The organism is Prosthecobacter fluviatilis (assembly GCF_042655725.1).
GTDB classification, from domain to species: domain Bacteria; phylum Verrucomicrobiota; class Verrucomicrobiia; order Verrucomicrobiales; family Verrucomicrobiaceae; genus Prosthecobacter; species Prosthecobacter fluviatilis.
On record NZ_JBHSMQ010000001.1, the window covers coordinates 597550 to 615963 of the forward strand.

Here is an 18414-nt window from a genome sequence, read left to right on the forward strand (position 1 = left end):
CCTACCATGGATGACACCACCCTCATAGCCGTAGCCTCCATCATCACCGCAGGGCTCACCACCAGCTTTGGCTGCATGGGGCCGGCCTTTGCCGAAGGCAGGTCCGTTGCCACGGCGCTGACCTCGCTCGCACAGCAGCCGGACGCCTCTGCGACCATCACGCGCACCTTGTTTGTCGGCCTCGCCATGATCGAGTCCACGGCCATCTACTGCTTTGTGGTCTCGATGATCCTGATCTTCGCCAATCCGTTCTGGAATCATTTCATCACGCAAACCGTCGCCAAGTAACATCATGCTCATAGACTGGTTCACCGTCGGTGCGCAGACACTGAACTTCCTCATCCTGGTGTGGCTGATGAAGCGCTACCTTTACCAGCCTGTGCTCCAAGCCATTGATGCGCGGGAGAAGCGCATCGCCGCGCAGATCGCGGATGCGGCCGCGAAGGAGGCTGCGGCAAACCAGGAGAAGGAGGAGTTTCAGCGCAAGAATGCGGAGTTTGAGCTGCGGCGTGCGGACATGATGGGCAGGGCGGCTTATGACGCTAAGGCGGAGCACCGGCGGTTGCTCGAGGAAGCACGCCGCGCTGCAGATGCCCTCAGCGTCCGTCAGGGCGAACTGCTGCGTAGTGAGGCTAAAACGCTGCATGAATCCATAGCCCGAAGAACTCAGGAGGAGGTGTTTGCCATTGCCAGAAAGACACTGACGGATCTTGCCGGAGTGAGCCTCGAGGAGCGGATGACGGCGGTGCTGTCCGAGCGTCTGCTGGCGATGGATGATGCGGAGCGGCGCAGGCTGGCAGAAGCCATGGAAAAAACCGAGGAGCCTGCGCTCATCCGCAGCGCATTCGAGCTTCCTTCAGAGCAGCGCCGTATCCTGCAACAGGCCGTCAATGCGGCCTTCCCTGCCTGCAAGTCTCTGCGGTTTGAAGCCGCGCCGGAGATTGTCAGCGGCATTGAGCTCAGTGCAGGCGGGCAGAAAGTCGCATGGAGCATTGCCGACTATCTGGCCAGCCTGGAGAAAGGTGTGGATGAAATTCTGGCGAAGGCTGCAGTGTCCGCCAAAGACTCTGAGAAGACCCCTGTATGAATGCGGTGCCTGAAAATTTGAGCGGTGTTTTTGACCACGTGTTCACGTGCATGTGCCGGGCGCGTGAATCTCTGGCTCCGCGGCTTTCGCTGCACGAGGTGGGCACCATCACGAATGTCTCCACCGGCATCGCCAAAGTTTCAGGACTGCCCGGCGTTGGCTTTGATGAGTTGCTCGAATTTTCCGGCGGTGTCTCGGGCATTGCCTTCAATCTGGATGAGGACGAAGTCGGCGTGGTCCTGCTCGGTGATTACGCGGATCTTCGCGCGGGTGATGAAGTGCGGAGGACCGGACGTGTCATGGACGTGGCCGTTGGCGAAGGGTTGCTCGGCCGTGTCATTGATCCACTCGGGAAGCCACTGGATGGTCTGGGCACAGTGGCTGGCAGCGCACGTCTTCCCGTGGAACGCCCGGCCGTTCCCATCATGGAGCGTGCGCCAGTCACTGTTCCGCTGCAGACGGGACTCAAGGTGGTCGATGCTCTGATTCCCATCGGCCGCGGGCAGCGTGAGCTTATTGTGGGAGACCGCCAGACTGGGAAGACGGCCATCGCTCTGGACACCATCCTGAACCAGCGAGGCAAGGATGTGCTGTGCGTTTACTGTGCTATCGGACAGCGTGCTTCCGCCGTGGCGAAAGGCATCGCAGTTCTGCGTGAGCACGGGGCCATGGAGTACACCGTTGTCGTGGTGGCCGAGGGCAGTGATCCTTCGGGGCTTGCCTTCGTCGCTCCCTATGCTGCCACGAGCATCGCCGAGCACTTCATGGAGCAGGGAAGGGACGTGCTGATCGTCTATGACGACCTCACGCAGCATGCGCGTGCTTACCGTGAGCTTTCGCTGCTGCTGCGCAGGCCGCCAGGACGTGAGGCCTTTCCTGGGGACATCTTTTACATTCATTCGCGCCTGCTGGAGCGCGCCACCCATTTGTGTGAAGAACGCGGTGGTGGCTCGCTCACTGCGCTGCCCATCATCGAGACCGAGGCTCAGAACATCTCTGCGTACATTCCGACCAATCTGATCTCCATCACAGATGGACAGATTTACCTCTCCCCCTCGTTGTTCGAGCTGGGTGTGCTGCCGGCGGTGGATGTGGGCAAATCTGTGTCACGTGTCGGTGGCAAGGCCCAGCGTGCCACCTACCGAGCCGTGGCCGGAGATCTGAAGCTGGCCTACGCACAGTTTGAAGAGCTTGAGACCTTCGCGCGGTTTGGTGCGCGACTGGATGCAGCCACACGCAAGACGATCGAGCACGGACGGCGCATCCGTGCTTGTTTGAAGCAGGCTGAAAGCGCGCCGGTGCCGGTGCCCGCGCAAATCGTCGTGCTTCTGGCCCTGACGGCGGGTTTGTTTGACGAAGTGGCTTTGGAGAAAATGACGGAGGCCCAGCTCGCGGTGCAGGCCGCGGCTGAAGGTATTCCTGCCCAGATCGCTGCCCTGTTCGAAAGCGACCGCAAGCTTCTCGATGCAGAGCGCGAAATAATCATCGGCATTGCCCGTGAGGCGCTGAAGCCCTTCCTGCCAGAACAAAAGAACCAACCCGTCAGCCAGGCATGAGTGACACGACTGCCAGCCTGCAGCGCCAGATCAGCAGTGCGCGTGAGCTGCAGTCCGTCGTGCGCACCATGAAGGCGCTGGCTGCGTCGAGCATCGGCCAGTATGAGCAGTCGGTGAAAGCGCTGGCAGACTACTGGCGCACGGTTGAGCTGGGACTCAGCGTCTGCCTGCGTCAGGGAGAGCGCTCTCCTGAGAGCCGGCGTTCAAACCAGGGCGGCGCTATCGGCGCCATCGTGTTCGGTTCAGATCAGGGGCTGGTGGGGCAGTTCAATGACATCATTGCCGACTATGCCATCCGGACGCTTGCTTCGCTGCCAGGCAGGCCGCAGGTCTGGGCGGTGGGAGAGAGAGTTCACGCCAGACTCTCTGACGCAGGGCTCGCCATGGCAGGCCGTTTTGCCGTGCCCAACTCCGTCCAAGCTATCACACCTCTCATTGCGCAGATTCAGATCCAAAGCGAGGCACGAATGACCTTTGGCGGGAATGAGCAGGTGTATCTTTTTCACAACCATCCGCAGTCTGGCGCGCTGTACGAACCCGTGAGCCAGCGCCTGCTGCCGCTGGATGAAGTCTGGCAGAAGGAACTGACGAAGGTGCCATGGCCCACGCAGATCCTGCCGGAAGTGCTCAACGAGCTGCCTGCGACGCTGCGCTCACTCATTCGCGAGTACCTTTTCATCTCACTTTTTCGGGCCTGTGCCGAATCTCTGGCCAGTGAAAATGCGAGCCGTCTGGCCGCGATGCAGCGAGCAGAAAAGAACATCGACGAACTGCTGGAGCACCTCCATGGCAGCTACCACCGTCTGCGCCAGAGCTCGATCGACGAGGAGCTGTTTGACGTCGTCTCGGGTTATGAAGCCCTGGGGAAAAAGCGGTAGAAGCGTGCGAACTCAGCTGGCGCCGATGCCGCGAATCACAGCGGGCAGAGTCTGCGCGAGGATTTGCAGATCAAGCCAGAAGGACCAGTTGTCGATGTACTTCAGATCCAGAGCCACCCACTCCTCGAAGTTTTTGATGCCGTTGCGGCCCGTCACCTGCCAGAGGCATGTCAGGCCAGGTTTCACGCTGAGGCGGCGGCGCTGCGCATGCTTCTCGATGCGCTGGATTTCATACACGGGCAGCGGGCGCGGACCCACGAGGCTCATCTCCCCGCGCAGCACATTGATGAGCTGCGGAAGTTCATCGATGCTGGTGCGGCGCAGCCAGCGGCCAAAGGCGAAGATGCGCGGGTCATTGGTGATCTTGAAGACGGGGCCGTCCATCTCATTGTGCGCCTCCAGTTCCTGGCGTTTTGCCTCTGCACCCTGGTGCATGGTGCGGAATTTCCACATGATGAAGGGTTTGCCATAGAGGCCTGCGCGCTCCTGCCTGAAGAAGACCGGCCCGCGGGAATTGAAGCGAATGCCGAGAACAGCCACCAGCCACAGCGGCAATGATAAAAGGAGCAGAATGAGCGCCCCGACACGGTCCACGATGGCCTTGAACAGCAGCTCCCACGAGGCCTGTGGCGTGGAGTGAAAGACCAGCATGAGGCGCCCTCCGAGCACGTCAAAGGTCGGACGTGCGATGGCTGTCTGGAAAAAGTCCGCCGCGATCCAGGCCTCCACGCCTTCCGTTTCGCAGGCCTGCACCGCTTCTTCTATCTTGCTGAAGTGCACATGCTGAGCGGCAAAAAGCACACGGCTGATGGAGTGCGCATGCAGGGCTGCGACAAGATCGGAAATCGGGCTCTGCATGATGTCAATCTGTCCGACGACCTCGATCTCGGCACGTTGCTCGGAGGTCATGTTGGCCAGAAAGGCCGCCAGATCTGCCTGCGCGCCAGCGATGATGACGCGCTCGCGGCCTTTGCCTGAAGCCATCTGCCTGCGCAGGATTTCACGCTGCCAGGCCTCGCGCAGCAGCAGTGAGAGGGCTCCGAGCGCCACAGAAAAAACGACCACAGCACGGCTCTCGACGGACCACTTGAAGAAGACGATGCAGAAGGCAATGAACATGCCGATGATGACCAGGGCCTCAGCCAGCTGGCGTATAGAGCGCCCGGGTGTTTTGTTGTAGATGTTGGAATAAAACCCGCGTGCCTCCAGAACGATGGGCGTGAAAGGGGCTACGACCGCAACGACCCAGTAAAACTTCTCCATGGGCGGAATCTGCACGGCATCGGGAAAGAAGACTGGCACCAAGTCTGCACGCAAAAAATGACCGAACCACAGGCAGAACGCCAGCAGTGCGCTGTCCAGCAGTTCAGTCAGCTGCAAATTGATTTCTTGCTTCCGGCCCAGCATAATGAGGAGTAAGATGCTAAATCTTGTTCACATTTATTAAAATTATATTCCGCCTAGCCAATGGCTCAACTTGTTTCCTCTAAAAACCTGCTTTTCTCCTCCCGGCCACTTGCGGTTGGAGTTGTGTCCGATTCAGCAGCTTTCACGCACTTCACCTCGATCGACAACGCTGCGCGGGCGAATTTGTGTGATGTGGCGGAACTCCGTCTGGACCAGCTGCAAATGCCTGCGGAGGAACTGCGAGCTGCACTGGCAGGCAACAGCCTGCCGCTGCTGCTCACGGCGCGGCATCCGGCGGAGGGCGGACAGGCACCGGAGGATGCGGCGGCGCGGGCGGCAATGCTCGAGCCTTTGCTGGATATCGCAACGCTGATCGACCTCGAGCTTCGCAGTGCTACGCAGATGCAGGGTACGATCCAAAAAGCGCGGGCGGCAGGTGTGCCGGTGGTCGGCTCATTCCATGACTTTCAGGCTACGCCGGCGGATGAAGTGCTGAACGGGGCGGTGAATTTTGCGCAGCAGGCGGGGTTGGATGCGGTGAAGATCGCCACGTATCTGAACACGCAGGAGGATCTGATCCGTCTCATGAAGCTGGCGGGGCAGACCCACCGGCTGCGGGTTTCTGTGATGGGCATGGGGCCGTGGGGGCGTGTTTCACGGCTGGTGCTGGCTAAATGTGGCAGCCTGTTGAATTACGGCTTTATTGGTGCTTCGAATGCTCCAGGACAGTGGCCAGTCGCCCGCCTGAAAGAACTCCTCGCTGAACTCTGAAATGATCTCCCCCCGCCAGTCCCGCCCTCTCCGCCATGCCGTCCTGTCCGGTCTCCTCTGCCTTTCCATTTCGGGCTGCGGAGACCCCAAGCGTGAGCAGCAGCTGCAATGGCGTGAGGAGGAGGTGGAGGCGAAGGCCGCTGCGATTGCGAAACGGGAGCATGAATTTGCCGCCGAGAAGCAGATGATCGCGCAGGCGAAGGCGGATGTCGCCGCGCGGGAGGCTGCGGTCGCGCAGCTGAAGCATCGGCTGGAAACTCAGCTTGCCGAGGAGATTGAGAGAACGAAGAAAGTCCGCCGTGAGATCGAGATCAAAAATCTCCGGGGCTCCATTCCGCAGATCACCGCCGGGCGCTGCATCGTCATCGATCCTGAAAACGATGATGTGCTGTTTGAAAAGAGCCCGGATCTGCGTGGCGCCATCGCCAGCACGACGAAAATCATGACCGGCCTGCTCATTGTGGAGGCGGGAGATCTGGACAAAGTCGTCACCATTGAGCTGGCGGACACGCAGTGCGCCCCGGTGCGCATCGGCCTCAAGGTGGGGGAGACGTACACCCGCCGTCAGCTTTTGACAGCGATGCTGGTGAAGAGCTCCAACGATATCGCGCAAGCGCTCGCGCGGGACAATGCAGGCAGCGTGGCCGCCTTTGCCAAAAAAATGGACGCCCGTGCACAGGCGCTTGGCCTGAAGAACACGCATTTTGTCAATCCCCACGGGCTGCCATCACTCACCGACGAGGATCCTTACTCCACGGCGCGTGATCTGGCGATGATCGCCAAGGCGGCTGACAAGCTGCCTGATATCCGGGCGATTGTGAAGCTGCAGAGCTTTAAATTCACCAAGCCCGACGGCAAATCCATTGATCTGGCCAACACCAACCGCGTGCTGCGCTCCGCCAGCTACTGCGACGGCATGAAAACGGGCTACACCGAAGCTGCAGGCTACTGCCTGGTGGCCACCGGGGAGCGCAACGGCCGCCGCCGCATTGTGGTGATACTCAACGACAGCCACGAAGGTGTCTGGCGTGATGCCCAGGCACTGCTCGACTGGGCGCTAAAGGCGTGAAATAACATTCGCGGCTTGCGAGTTTCATGGCTTCCCGGCATCATCGCCGCCACTGACCATGAAACTCCGCACCCTCTTGCTCGCCTCCCTCTGTGTCGCCGCCACCAGCTTTGCTGAAACGGCCAAGAATCTTGCCATCGACCCCAAGCCACGTGAGGGCGGATGGATGAAGCGCCATGAAAGCTTCAACGCCATTTCCAAAAAGGGAGAGGCGCAGCTGGTGTTTCTGGGCGACTCGATCACACAGGGCTGGGAAAAAAATGGCAAGGAGGTCTGGGAGAAAACCTGGGCACCGCTGAAAGCGGCGAATTTTGGCATTGGCGGCGACCGCACCGAGCATGTGATCTGGCGGCTGCAGAACGGGAACTTTGACGGCATCAAGCCCCGGCTTGTGGTGCTCATGATCGGCACCAACAACACCGGGCATCAGGGCCGCCCTGCCGCCGAACATGGCGGTGTGGTCTATGCCAGCAGCGCCGAGCAGACCGCCGAGGGCGTGAAGATGATCCTCGACATTCTGGGCAAAAAACTGCCGGAGACAAAGGTGCTGGTGCTGGGCATCTTTCCACGCGGAGCCACCAAGGAAGATGCGATGAGAAAACAGAACGTCGCCACGAACAACCTCATCTCCGGCTTCGCCGACGGTAAACGTGTCTTCTACATGGACATCGGCAACACCTTCCTGCAGCCCGACGGCACGCTGCCCAAGGAGATCATGCCCGACCTGCTCCACCTCAGCGCCCAGGGCTACCAGATGTGGGCCGACGCCATCGAAGGCAAGGTCAAGGAACTCATGAAGTAGTTCGGAGCAAGGCTGCCAGTTTCATCATTATCCAACCATGAAAATCATTCTCCTTCCTCTTCTGCTCTGCGCGACGGCGTCGTTCGCTCAGCTGGCGGATCAAGCAACACCGGCCGACAAGGTCAAGATCGCCAAAGGATTCAAAGTGGAGCTGCTCTACTCCGTGCCGAAGGAGCAGGAAGGCTCCTGGGTGTCCATGACTCAGGATGACAAAGGTCGCCTGATTTGCAGCGACCAGTATGGCGCGCTGTATCGCATCACGCCTCCTGCGCTCAGGGGCAGCCCGGGTGAGACGAAGGTGGAAAAGCTCAGCGTGGACTTCGGGCACTGCCAGGGGCTGCTGTATCATGCAGGGGCGCTGTATGGTGTGGTGAACGATGAGGCCTACCAAGGGCGAGGCCTGTACCGCTGCAAGGACACGAATGGCGATGACCAGTTCGACAAGGTGGAGATGCTGCGCTCCTTCCCCGGCAAGGCGGGTGAGCACGGACCGCATGGCGTCATTGCCTCGCCGGATGGTCAAAGCCTGTACGTGATGTGCGGCAATCAGACGCCCGAGCCGAGCTGCGAGACCAGCCGCGTGCCGCGCCACTGGTCGGAAGACCAGCTCTACCCCATGCTGCTGGGGCGTGGCTTCATGCGTGATGTGCTGGCTCCCGGTGGTTGGATGGCGAAGACCGACCTTGATGGCAAGAAGTGGGAGCTGGTGAACACCGGCACCCGCAACACCTACGACATCGCCATGAACCGCAGTGGAGACATCTTCGGCTTTGACGCGGACATGGAGTGGGACACCGGCATGCCATGGTACCGCCCCACCCGTGTGTGCTTCATGCAGAGCGGTGGTGAGTTTGGCTGGCGCACTTGCAGCAAGAAATGGCCTGTGCGCTGGGAGGACAGCCTGCCGCCGGTGGTGGACATCGGCCCAGGTTCGCCCACGGGTGTGGCCTTTGGCTATGGAGCTAAGTTTCCTGCCAAGTATCAGGAGGCGCTTTACATTTGCGACTGGAGCTATGGCAAAATGTATGCCGTGCATCTTTCGCCGAACGGCGGAGGTTATACGGGCGTGACTGAGGAGTTCATGAGTGCTTCGCCGCTGCCGCTGACAGACATTGAAGTCTCGAAAAAAGACGGGGCGATGTATGTGAGCGTTGGCGGGCGCAAGGTGCAGTCGGGACTTTATCGGGTGACTTATGTGGGTGGAGACAGCGGAAAGAATGATGCCGCTGCTGAAAGTGACAATGCAACGGCGAAGGCACGTCAGGAGTTGGAAAGCTATCATGCCAGACAGGATGCCAAAGCTGTGGAGGCCGCCTGGCCGCACCTTGGCTCTCCGGACCGCAATCTGCGCTTTGCCGCCCGTATTGCGCTGGAGCACCAGCCCATCGCCTCATGGAAGGACAAGGCGCTGAACGAATCCAATCCACGTGCCGCACTGACGGCGCTCATGGCACTGGCCCGCAGCAGCGGTGGAGACAAGGCGCTGCAGCCGCAAATCATTGCCGCACTGAACAAGATTGACTTCAAGGCGCTTAAAGGCCTGGATCGTGTGACGCTGATCCGTGACTACATGCTGGCCTTCACGCGCATGGGAGAGCCGGATGCAGCGGGCAAGGAAGAGCTGATCAAGCATCTTGCGCCGCTGTTCCCCACGAATGATCCAGCCCTGAACCGTGATCTGTGCGAGGTGCTGGTCTATCTGGGAGACTCAGGCATCGTGGCCAAGGCTGAGCCGCTGGTGAATGGCTCGCCCACCCAGGAGGAGCAGATCGACTACGCCCGCATTCTTCGATTTGCCAAGTCTGGCTGGACGAAGGAGCTGCGCGCAGATTACTTCCGCTGGTTCCTGCGGGCTGCGAACTACAAAGGCGGGGCGTCGTTTGACCTCTTCATCGGTGAGATCAAGCAGAACGCGTTGTCCACGATGACGGAGGAGGAAAAGCTGGCCATCAAGGACGTGCTGGATGCGAAGCCGGAGGCCAAGGCGCCGAGCTTCTCGGTAAAGCCGATGCAGTTTGTCAAAGCCTGGACTTTGGATGAGCTTAGCAAGTCGCTGGGGGTTGGCCTGGAGGGCAACCGTAACTTTGCCAATGGGCGCAACATGTTTGGTGCGGCGACCTGCTTTGCCTGCCACCGTTTTAACAACGAGGGCGGTGCTGTGGGACCTGACCTGACCAGTGTGGCCGGCAAGTACAGCCCGAGAGACCTGCTGGAGCATATCCTGGAGCCCAGCAAGGAGATCAGCGACCAGTATGGCAGCACTGTTTTCACCATGCAGGATGGCAGCAAGGTGATCGGACGCATCGCCAACATGAAGGAGAACAACATGATGGTCTGCACCAACATGATGGACCCCAACAACTTCACCAATGTGGATGCCCGTAAAGTTGTGAAAACGGAAGAGAGCAAAATCAGCATGATGCCACCGGGACTGCTGTTCATGCTCAAGGAGGATGATATCCTTGACCTTATGGCCTATCTGCTGAGCAAGGGGAATCCAGAGGACCCGATGTTTACGAAATAACTTCCGGCTCCGCTAACTTCAGCCAATAAACAGGCCCCAGTTCTTGCGAACTGGGGCCTTTGTTTTGAGAGAGTTAAGCTGGAATTACTTGGCTTTCTTTTCTGCCGGAGGGCCTTCGCCCTTCTGCTTGGCCCAGCGCTTGCGCTGAGCGTCAGCGATCTTCTTGCGCGCTGCGGCGGACATCACCCGCTTCTTTTTGCCGGGCTTGCCTGCCGCCGAAGGGGACTCGGTGGAGGGACTTGCCAGCAGCTCCGCCAGCTCCTGCTGCATGGTTTCAATTTTTTCCTGGAGGACAGCGGCGCGGCGAAGTTGAGAAGATGACAGAATCATTTGTTTTATTTATCGGGGTACAAATACGTGTTTATGAAAAACTTAGTTTAAAGTCAAGTTTAGAAGTTAGCGTTATATACCCTTATATGACCTAGAGAGCCTTGTCGTAAATGCTTTGAAATACCTCGGTGGAATTTGGGTCTATGATAGTTATACCTTTCTGATCAAACCGTGCGGTGACCGTGGCACCTTTGCCTTCCTGCATGTATTTCCAGTTGAGATCCCGAACTCGGGCGGCGGCGTCCACAATAGCGCAGGTGATGCGGGCTTCTTCAGCCGTTGGGTAGAGAGCCGCCACGGCATCCCGTGACTCATTGGCAAACTTGACCCGGCAGATAGCCACAAGACCAACTGTCAGACTATCGACTCCATAACCGATGTAACCTTTGCTGCCATCTGGGCGAGATACTTCACGGGTGAAGTGATTATTGCTCGTGCGTGAGCCGCCTCCTTGGTTCCACCAGCGGAAACCGCGATATTGCTGGTCACTTTCGACTTTGCCGTCCGCGCCGACTATTTCGTGACCTTGGTTTACCGGACCTTCGAAGTCGGCAGGGGTAACCCAATTATTGTGGAAGTTAATCGACATACCGTTGTCGAAATCAACGCGGACCTGGACTGCGTCGAAAGCATTGATGCCATCGCGAACCAGACGTTTTTTCTGGCCCACGGCAGTTAGTGAAACCGGCTTGCTGTGGTAATAGCTCCAGATCAGGTCTGTCCAATGGGGGCCGACGTAGCTGAAGGGGTCGCTGCTTTCCACCCACTTGAAGGTGCTGGTGCTGACTTCGAGCGGTTCCTCAAGATAGGCGGTGCCATAGAGCGGTGCGCCGATGCGGTTCTGAATGTCATCGCGTATGCGCAGGTGATCGGGGTCGTAGCGCTTGTGCATGTCCACGGCGACAATGAGATTCCTGGCTTTGGCCGCGGCAATGATTTCATCTGATTCCTGGATCGACAGGCACATGGGCTTCTCGGTCAGGACATGCACCCCTTTGGCCAGCGCAGCGAGAATCGGCTGCGTATGAAGATGATCCGGGGTGGCGACGGCCATCACATCGAGGTCTGGAAAGGCCGCCAGGATGTCATCCCACGGGGCATCGCCATGGAAGGCGCGAGGTTCGTGGCCGGTGAGCTCCTTGAAGGCCGCCGCAGCTTTGAGTGCTGACTTTTCGCTGCGGGTGGCGACGGCGACGAGATCAAATTTCACTCCGGCGAGTTCGCGCGAATATTTGTCGAGGCCGACACGTGCCAGCTGGCCTGCGATGCCGAAGCGCTGCAGGTCCGCATATGCGCGTGCGTGAACATCTCCGCCGAACATGCCGGCGCCAACGAGAGCGATTTTGATAGTGGATTCCATGGTGGGGCTCATGGAACGCGAAGTCAGGCGGCATGCAACACGGCATGCTGGTACATGAGTGCCGGTTTCCCATGCTTTGGTGAGCGAGCCAAAAGCAGCCGTCGGACAGACGGCGCGGACATAAAAAAGCGCGGGAGTCTTGCGACTCCCGCGCGGGATGATTCCTTGGTCAAAGGGCCTGCTTATTCAGCAGCGGCTTCTTTCTTCTTTGGAGCGGCCTTCTTTTTTGCCGGGGCTTTTTTCTTCGGAGCAGCGGCTTCTTCAGTGGCCACGGGTTCGGCGGCAGCTTCTGGCGCGGGTGCGGCAGCAGCCTTGGGCACGTAGGCGTCCACCCACTCGATGTAGGCCATCGGAGCGGAGTCGCTACGGCGCTGGCCGAGCTTGGTGATGCGGGTGTAGCCACCGACGCGGTCCTTGGAGGCCACGGCGATCTCTTCGAAGAGCTTCTTCACCATGTCTTTGTGACGAAGGGAGGAGAGAGCGGTGCGGCGTGCGTGGAGGGTGCCGCGCTTGCCGAGGGTGACGAGCTTCTCAGCGTAGGGGCGGAGAGCCTTGGCCTTGGCGAGTGTGGTGCGAATCCGGCGGTGCTCGATGAGGGAGCAGGTGAGATTCATGAGCAGCGCGTCGCGGTGATCCTGTTTGCGCTGAAGTTTGACGATTTTTCTTCCGTGTTTCATGTCCTAAATGCTAACTAAATGTGTCTTCTGTTTACCTTTGATTGATTACTCGTCTTCGTCGTCGGCGTCTGGCAGATGGCTGTCCACCAGCTTGCTGAAGTCGAGGGAGTCGGCTTCTTCATCGTCGTCGCCGATCATGCTGCTGCGGGCAAGGAGGGAGACACCGCCGGGGGTGGCCTCAAGCAGCGCTGGATCGAACTTCATGCCGAGAGAGAGACCAAGCTCTGCGAGCTTTTCCTTGATCTCGGTGAGGGACTTCTTGCCGAAGTTGCGGTAACGAAGCATTTCGCCTTCGGTCTTCATGGCCAGCTGGCCGACGCTGGTGATGTTGGCGTTGTTGAGGCAGTTGGCGGCGCGGACGGAGAGCTCGATTTCGTTGACGCTCATGTTCAGGAGCTTGCGCAGCTCGCTGTTTTCCTCGCTCTGGGCTTCCGGTGCGGCTTCGAACTCGATGGCCTTGTCGTCGTAGTTGACGAAGACATCGAGGTGGTGGCGAAGGATGGCGGCGGACTGGAGGAGGGCGTCCTGCGGGGTGATGCGGCCGTCTGTCCAGATGTCGAGCACCAGCTTGTCGTAGTCCGTGTTCTGGCCGACGCGGGTGTTTTCCACGGCGTACTTCACGCGGGTGACGGGGCTGTAGATGGAGTCGATCGGGATGACGCCGATGGGGGTGTCAACGCGCTTGTTTTCCTCCCAGGTGGAGAAGCCACGGCCGACGCGCACTTCGAATTCGCATTCGAACTTGGTCTTGCGGTCCAGCGTGCAGATGACGAGGTCCTTGTTGATGACTTCGTAGTGGTTGTCTTCCTTGATGTCGCCAGCGGTGACGGCACCTTCCTTGTCGGCAATGATCGAAAGAAGGCGGGGCTCCTTGGCGTCGCTGTGATGCTTGAAGCGTACCTTCTTCAGGTTCAGAATGATCTGAACGACGTCTTCGAGCACACCCGGGAGGGTGGTAAACTCGTGCTCAGCACCGCGGATTTTCACGGAAGTGATGGAGGCTCCTTCAAGGGAGGAGAGGAGGACACGGCGGAGGGAGTTCCCGATCGTATGACCATAACCTTTGTCGAAAGGTTCGGCAGTGAACTGGGCGTAGGTTTCGGTGGCCGTGGCCTCGTTTTTCACAAGGCGGCTGGGCATCTCGAATCGAGCAAGACGTACTGACATAGGATTTGTGTTAACACTAACGGCCGGGTTACCTCCGGGCGAGAACCCTGCACATCTCGAAGAGAGGCAGGCGCGGAGACCAACGGCGAATAAATGACGACTCGCAGGGGGCGTGGAGTATGGAAGCCGGTCTTTGGAATGCAACCGGGAATTTCAGGGGGGGCGTGAGCGTGAGATGGCCCTGAAACTCAAGGGATCTTAACTATTGTTGAGGCAGTTTGAACTCCAGCCGTTCCTGCCCCCGGAGCACGACGGCGGGGATTTTTTCCCCCGGGAGGTGGTGCTGCAGCAGGTGGCCGATGAGGGCGCTTTCGGTGAGGCGCTGCTTCTGGTCCCCGACCTGGATGATGATGTCGTCCTTCTTGAAGCCTTCCTTTTTGGCGGCAGAATGGGGGCCGTACTCGCCCACATGGAAGACGCGCATGGCCATCTGGGATTTGTCCAGGCCCAGGGTGGTGCGTTCCTCATCGGGAACGTCATCCATTTTCATGCCGCCAAAGGCCATGGCCCGCATGGGCCAGGTGCCGACGCGCTTGCCGATGTCTGACTTCAAACGCCAGCCTGCGGGCAGATCGAGGGTGACGGCGGTTTCCTTTCCGCTCCGCACGATGGTGGCTGGGAGGGAACCCGAGTCGGGGGAGCGATGGAGCGCCCAGCTGACGTCGGCGATGGAGACGAGGGGCTGGCCGGCGAGGTGGGTGAAGATGTCGCCGGCCTGGATTCCGGCAGCATTGGCGGCGGAGCCGTCTGCCACGGCCTCGACTTTGGCAATTTCATCTGTGGCGAGGGTGATGCCGAGTGTCTCGATGGATGGCTGCGGGTAGATCCATTCGACGGGCACCGGCTGGTTTTGACTGCGGTGGTAGGCCCGGAAGGCGTCGCCGATCATGTGGCAGTGGACGCAGCTGGCCACGACCTTGCCGCTCCAGTCGAGCTTGCTCTGGTATTTGCCCGCGAGTGCGGGAAACTCGATGGGCGTCTGGTAGGGTGTGGGGCCGCCCTGCTTGCCGCTGAGGACGGCCCGGTTGGCGGGATAGCCCTTGTGGATGGCCAGCCCGGCCTCGAGCGCCTTGCTGAAGCTGGCGGTGGTTTTGTTCAGCGGGTCCTTTTGATGTGTCCAGGAGCCAAAGCGGCCGTAGATGGTGCCGTCGCCGTTGAAGAGGATGGCCGAAAAGGAGAGGTCGTAGTCAAACTGGAAACGGGAGAGGTCGAGTGCGTTGGCGTTGATGATGCGGACGCAGACGAACTGATCGAGCAGGGGAGCGAGCTCCCGCTCCTCGAGAACGCTGGCGTCTATGCCGGCGCAGGACATGCAGGGGAGGCAGCGGAGCACTACGAGCAGCGGTTTGCCGGTGGCCTTGGCCAGGCGGAAGCCGCTGTCGATGTCGTTCCAGTTCCAGCGGGGATCGTTTTCCAGGCGGGCTTTGTCCCCACGCACCGCACCTTCGCGGTCTTTGACAGTGGCAGCTGGGGCCCAGACGGCAAGGGCTGCAAGCAGGGTGGCGATGAGCGGGAGGGGCTGCATGGAGGCATTCTGCCAAGAGGGCAGGGGCAATGACAAGCCGGGAATTATTTTCGCGCGGTTTTTGGAATGGACAGGCTTCGGTTTCCTCCGGTAAATCGAGCCTGCTTCCACCCACGCGTTCTTCCCATGCCTGAAGTCACCGCCATTTCCAAGTTTGCCTGTCCTGCCTGTGGTGCCGAGGCAGTCTGGACGCCAGCCAAGCATGCGCTGGTCTGCCCGTACTGCGGCACAGTCTCTCCGGCGGAGCTGAACAACGATGGCTCGCTGGTGGAGGAGAATGACCTTGTGGCCATGCTCCGTGCCATTCCTGACGACCAGCGGGGCTGGGCGGCAGTGCGCAAGACGGTGAAGTGCCAGAGCTGCCAGGCCATCTCTGTTTTTGATGAAAAGAGGGTGGCTCAGAACTGTGACTTCTGCGGATCTCCGGCGATCATCTCCATGGATGACGTCGGCGCCCCGATCCGGCCCGGCAGCCAGCTGCCGTTCAAGATTTCCGAGAGCCAGGTGCGTGAAGACATACGCCGCTGGTATGGCAGCCACTTCTGGGCGCCGAATGCGCTAGGTCAGAAGGCCATGACTGACACGCTGCATGGCATGTACCTGCCCTACTGGACGTTTGATGCCCATGCCGAGTGTCCCTGGGAGGCGGAGGCTGGCTACTACTACTACACCACTGACAGCAAAGGCAACCGCACGAGGCACACACGCTGGGAGTATGCCTCCGGCCATGTCAGCAGCGACTTTGACGATGTGCTGGTGCCGGCCTCCAAAGGCGTGCATGCGGCATTGCTCGAAAAGCTGCAGCCGTTTCCCACCACCACGAATCTGCTGCCGTATGATCCGGGCTATCTTTCCGGCTGGGTGGTGGAGCAGTACCAGATCGATCTCGTCCAGGCGGCGCAGGATTCGAGAGGGCGGATGGACAGCATGCTGCGCAGCCAGTGCACGGCGCAGATTCCGGGGGACACAAGCCGCAATCTGCGGATCTCTCCGGACTACAGCGGGCAGACATTCAAGCATGTGCTGCTGCCGGTATGGCTGCTGACCTACACCTATGGCACCAGGACTTACCAGGTCGCCGTCAACGGTGCCACGGGCAAGATTGGGGGCGAGTATCCGCTGAGCTGGGTGAAGATCACGATTGCGGTCGTGATCGCCTTGATCATTCTCGCCATCTTTATGTCATCTCAGAACTGACGCTGTGTGACTCTTCGCTTTCGAGAACTGCCCATCGCCATCGCGCTGCTCGCGATTTGTGCGTTTTTTGCCATCAAGGATCCGGCGTTTCTGGGCGCACGAAATTTGTCGATGCTCGTCACGGAGCTGTCCATCACGGCGACGCTGGCGATGGGCATGCTGCTCATTCTGCTGCCCGGGCACATTGATCTCTCGGCGGGGAGCGGTGTGGGGCTGCTGGGCGGTGTCGCAAGCGTGCTGGTGTTTCATTGCCACCTGCCGGCGCCAGCGGCTTTGGGAGTGGGATTTTTATGCGGTGTTTTGATCTGGATGGCGATGGGGGCCTTTATTGTGTGTGAGCGCATGCCCTCCTTTATCGTCACGCTGGGAGCGCTGCTGATTTTCAAAGGCCTGTTTTGGCGAGTCATCGACAACGCCACTGTCCCGGTGGCCCCGGGAGGGCAGAGCAATCTGTACTCTCAGCTGACGACCTTTTACCTGCCGCAGGGACTGGGCTGGGGACTGGCTGCGGGGCTTGTGCTGGCGCTGGTCTTGACCACGCTGAGTGCGCGCAAACGCCGTCTGGCGCATGGTTTTTCCGCGGACAGCCGGGAGATGGTGTTTCTGCGCCTGTTCACCGCCGCGCAGGCCATTGTGCTGTTTGTGCTCGTCACAGGCCAGTTTCGTGGCATCCCGCTCCCTTCGCTCATCCTCGGCGCCGTCACGCTGGTGGTGTATGGCGTGACGCAGCACACGGCGCTGGGCAGGCACCTTTATGCCATCGGCGGCAGCAGCGAGGCGGCGATGGTCTCCGGAGTGCCGATGAAGCGCAGCGTGATCGCCGCCTACAGCGGAATGGGGGCCATCGTGGCGATTGTGGGTTTCATGCAGACCTCGTATGTTGGCTCATCGACGACGACCACGGGGGATCTGATGGAGCTGGACGCCGTGGCTGCCTGTGTGATCGGCGGGGTCAGCCTGCGAGGTGGCCGGGGCAATGTGCTGGGGGTGCTGCTGGGGGCCCTCATCATTGCCTGCCTGCTGAACGGCATGGTGCTGACTTCGGTGCAAAATCACAACAAGTACATCGCGCGCGGGGTGGTGCTGATCCTGGCTGTCTGGATGGATATGAGGCTGAGCCGGAGGCAGTGACGGAAGCATTCGACATTCTGGTTTCGTCATTCATTTTCTCCCATGTCCACCGCCAAAAGCCTCCTCAAGCAGCACCTGCAGCAGCGCCAGCTGCAGGGGAAGACGCACATCGCGCTGCGTCCGGGGACGATGGACCGGCTGACCGGGGCCGTCCGTGAGCCTGCGCTGAGAGAGGTGCAAAAGCCTGAGCCGATGAAACCGCTGGCCGCAGCGCCTGCGGCGGCGCCTCTCGCACGCATCCTGAGCGAGCCGCCGCCGGCAGAAACGAAGAAGGCGGGGCTGCTGGAAGTGGGGGGCTCCACCATTGAGGAAAAGCTCGCCGCACTGCGTGCCATGGCCGAGACATGGGAGCCCGCGCTCTCCATGGCCAGCCTGCGCAAGACCATGGTCTTTGCCGTGGGCAATCCGCAGGCCTCCCTGATGTTTGTAGGCGAAGCGCCCGGAGCCGAAGAGGAAAAGCTGCGCGAGCCTTTTGTGGGCCCGGCCGGGCAGAAGCTCACAGCCATCATCAAGGCCATGGGGCTGGACCGTCCGCAGGTGTACATCAGCAACATCTGCAAATTCCGCCCGGCCATGGACAACCAAGGCAGCGGCAACCGCAAACCCACGCCTGAGGAGATGCGTGCGTGCCTGCCCTTCGTTCTGACAGAGATCAGTCTTATCGCGCCCAAAGTCATTGTGGCCCTGGGGGCCACGGCTGCGGAAGGTCTGGGAATCCCTGGCAGCGTCGGTGGCCTGCGCGGGAAGTTTCACAGCACCCAGGGCATACCCACCATGGTCACCTACCATCCCTCCTACCTGCTGCGTGAAGAGAAGATGGGGGATGGCATCCGTGCCAAGCGCCAGGTGTGGGAGGACATGCTCAAGGTCATGGAAAAGCTGGAACTGCCCATCAGCGCCAAGCAGCGCGGGTACTTTCAGGCGAAATAATCC

17 protein-coding genes are annotated in these 18414 nt (G+C 60.0%); 11 read left to right on the forward strand and 6 right to left on the reverse strand.

Features of this window, described 5'->3' with window-relative positions; all coding sequences use genetic code 11:
• The first annotated feature begins 6 nt into the window (after window positions 1-6).
• The 4 genes from ACFQDI_RS02190 to ACFQDI_RS02205 are packed head-to-tail and all read left to right on the forward strand — an operon-like array spanning window position 7 to window position 3521.
• A complete protein-coding gene (locus ACFQDI_RS02190; protein ID WP_377162930.1) occupies window positions 7-288 on the forward strand; it encodes a F0F1 ATP synthase subunit C in 282 nt (93 codons plus the stop codon).
• 4 nt (window positions 289-292) lie between these two features.
• The gene (locus ACFQDI_RS02195) at window positions 293-1087 is read left to right on the forward strand and encodes a F0F1 ATP synthase subunit B family protein (RefSeq protein WP_377162932.1); all 795 of its coding nucleotides are present in this window, start codon (window positions 293-295) and stop codon (window positions 1085-1087) included.
• Window positions 1084-2643, forward strand: a complete 1560-nt coding sequence (locus ACFQDI_RS02200; protein ID WP_377162934.1) for an alternate F1F0 ATPase, F1 subunit alpha — start codon at window positions 1084-1086, stop codon at window positions 2641-2643. Before ACFQDI_RS02195 ends, ACFQDI_RS02200 begins: the two co-directional genes overlap by 4 nt.
• On the forward strand, window positions 2640-3521 hold the full coding sequence (locus tag ACFQDI_RS02205) for a F0F1 ATP synthase subunit gamma (protein WP_377162936.1): 882 nt from the start codon (window positions 2640-2642) through the stop codon (window positions 3519-3521). The genes ACFQDI_RS02200 and ACFQDI_RS02205 overlap by 4 nt, the downstream gene beginning before the upstream one ends.
• 12 nt (window positions 3522-3533) lie before the next feature.
• On the opposite strand, the gene ACFQDI_RS02210 is transcribed toward ACFQDI_RS02205, so the two are convergent.
• Window positions 3534-4901, reverse strand: a complete 1368-nt coding sequence (locus ACFQDI_RS02210) for a sugar transferase (protein WP_377162938.1) — start codon at window positions 4899-4901, stop codon at window positions 3534-3536.
• A 150-nt stretch (window positions 4902-5051) separates the two neighbouring features.
• Between ACFQDI_RS02210 and ACFQDI_RS02215 the strand changes: the two genes are divergently transcribed.
• From ACFQDI_RS02215 to ACFQDI_RS02230, 4 genes are read left to right on the forward strand one after another with little or no spacing between them, the layout of a single operon-like run.
• Window positions 5052-5699, forward strand: a complete 648-nt coding sequence (locus ACFQDI_RS02215; protein ID WP_377162940.1) for a type I 3-dehydroquinate dehydratase — start codon at window positions 5052-5054, stop codon at window positions 5697-5699.
• A 1-nt stretch (window position 5700) separates the two neighbouring features.
• Window positions 5701-6768, forward strand: a complete 1068-nt coding sequence (locus tag ACFQDI_RS02220) for a D-alanyl-D-alanine carboxypeptidase family protein (protein ID WP_377162942.1) — start codon at window positions 5701-5703, stop codon at window positions 6766-6768.
• A 58-nt stretch (window positions 6769-6826) separates the two neighbouring features.
• The gene (locus ACFQDI_RS02225; protein WP_377162944.1) at window positions 6827-7570 is read left to right on the forward strand and encodes a platelet-activating factor acetylhydrolase IB subunit; all 744 of its coding nucleotides are present in this window, start codon (window positions 6827-6829) and stop codon (window positions 7568-7570) included.
• Between the two features lie 37 nt (window positions 7571-7607).
• Complete coding sequence (locus ACFQDI_RS02230; RefSeq protein ID WP_377162946.1) at window positions 7608-10094, forward strand: c-type cytochrome; 2487 nt, start codon at window positions 7608-7610, stop codon at window positions 10092-10094.
• Window positions 10095-10178: 84 nt separating this feature from the next.
• On the opposite strand, the gene ACFQDI_RS02235 is transcribed toward ACFQDI_RS02230, so the two are convergent.
• The 5 genes from ACFQDI_RS02235 to ACFQDI_RS02255 form a co-directional block, all read right to left on the reverse strand.
• Complete coding sequence (locus ACFQDI_RS02235) at window positions 10179-10424, reverse strand: hypothetical protein (RefSeq protein ID WP_377162948.1); 246 nt, start codon at window positions 10422-10424, stop codon at window positions 10179-10181.
• A gap of 91 nt (window positions 10425-10515) precedes the next feature.
• Window positions 10516-11784, reverse strand: coding sequence for a Gfo/Idh/MocA family protein (locus ACFQDI_RS02240; RefSeq protein WP_377162950.1), 1269 nt, complete (start codon window positions 11782-11784; stop codon window positions 10516-10518).
• 182 nt (window positions 11785-11966) lie between these two features.
• Window positions 11967-12461 (reverse strand): 50S ribosomal protein L17, encoded by a 495-nt coding sequence (rplQ, locus tag ACFQDI_RS02245; RefSeq protein ID WP_377162952.1) that lies wholly within the window; start codon window positions 12459-12461, stop codon window positions 11967-11969.
• A gap of 45 nt (window positions 12462-12506) precedes the next feature.
• On the reverse strand, window positions 12507-13628 hold the full coding sequence (locus tag ACFQDI_RS02250; RefSeq protein WP_377162954.1) for a DNA-directed RNA polymerase subunit alpha: 1122 nt from the start codon (window positions 13626-13628) through the stop codon (window positions 12507-12509).
• A gap of 202 nt (window positions 13629-13830) precedes the next feature.
• Window positions 13831-15153 (reverse strand): Trx7/PDZ domain-containing (seleno)protein, encoded by a 1323-nt coding sequence (locus tag ACFQDI_RS02255; RefSeq protein ID WP_377162956.1) that lies wholly within the window; start codon window positions 15151-15153, stop codon window positions 13831-13833.
• Window positions 15154-15279: 126 nt separating this feature from the next.
• Here ACFQDI_RS02255 and ACFQDI_RS02260 point away from each other — a divergent pair, with 126 nt between their 5' ends.
• Genes ACFQDI_RS02260 through ACFQDI_RS02270 form a run of 3 tightly spaced genes read left to right on the forward strand, consistent with a single transcriptional unit; the run spans window position 15280 to window position 18411 of the window.
• Window positions 15280-16350 carry a TFIIB-type zinc ribbon-containing protein gene (locus tag ACFQDI_RS02260; protein WP_377162958.1) on the forward strand — a complete coding sequence of 357 codons (1071 nt, stop codon included), beginning with the start codon at window positions 15280-15282 and terminating at the stop codon, window positions 16348-16350.
• Window positions 16351-16356: 6 nt separating this feature from the next.
• The gene (locus ACFQDI_RS02265) at window positions 16357-17481 is read left to right on the forward strand and encodes a sugar ABC transporter permease (protein ID WP_377162960.1); all 1125 of its coding nucleotides are present in this window, start codon (window positions 16357-16359) and stop codon (window positions 17479-17481) included.
• A 42-nt stretch (window positions 17482-17523) separates the two neighbouring features.
• Complete coding sequence (locus ACFQDI_RS02270; protein ID WP_377162962.1) at window positions 17524-18411, forward strand: uracil-DNA glycosylase; 888 nt, start codon at window positions 17524-17526, stop codon at window positions 18409-18411.
• The last annotated feature ends 3 nt before the right edge of the window (window positions 18412-18414 follow it).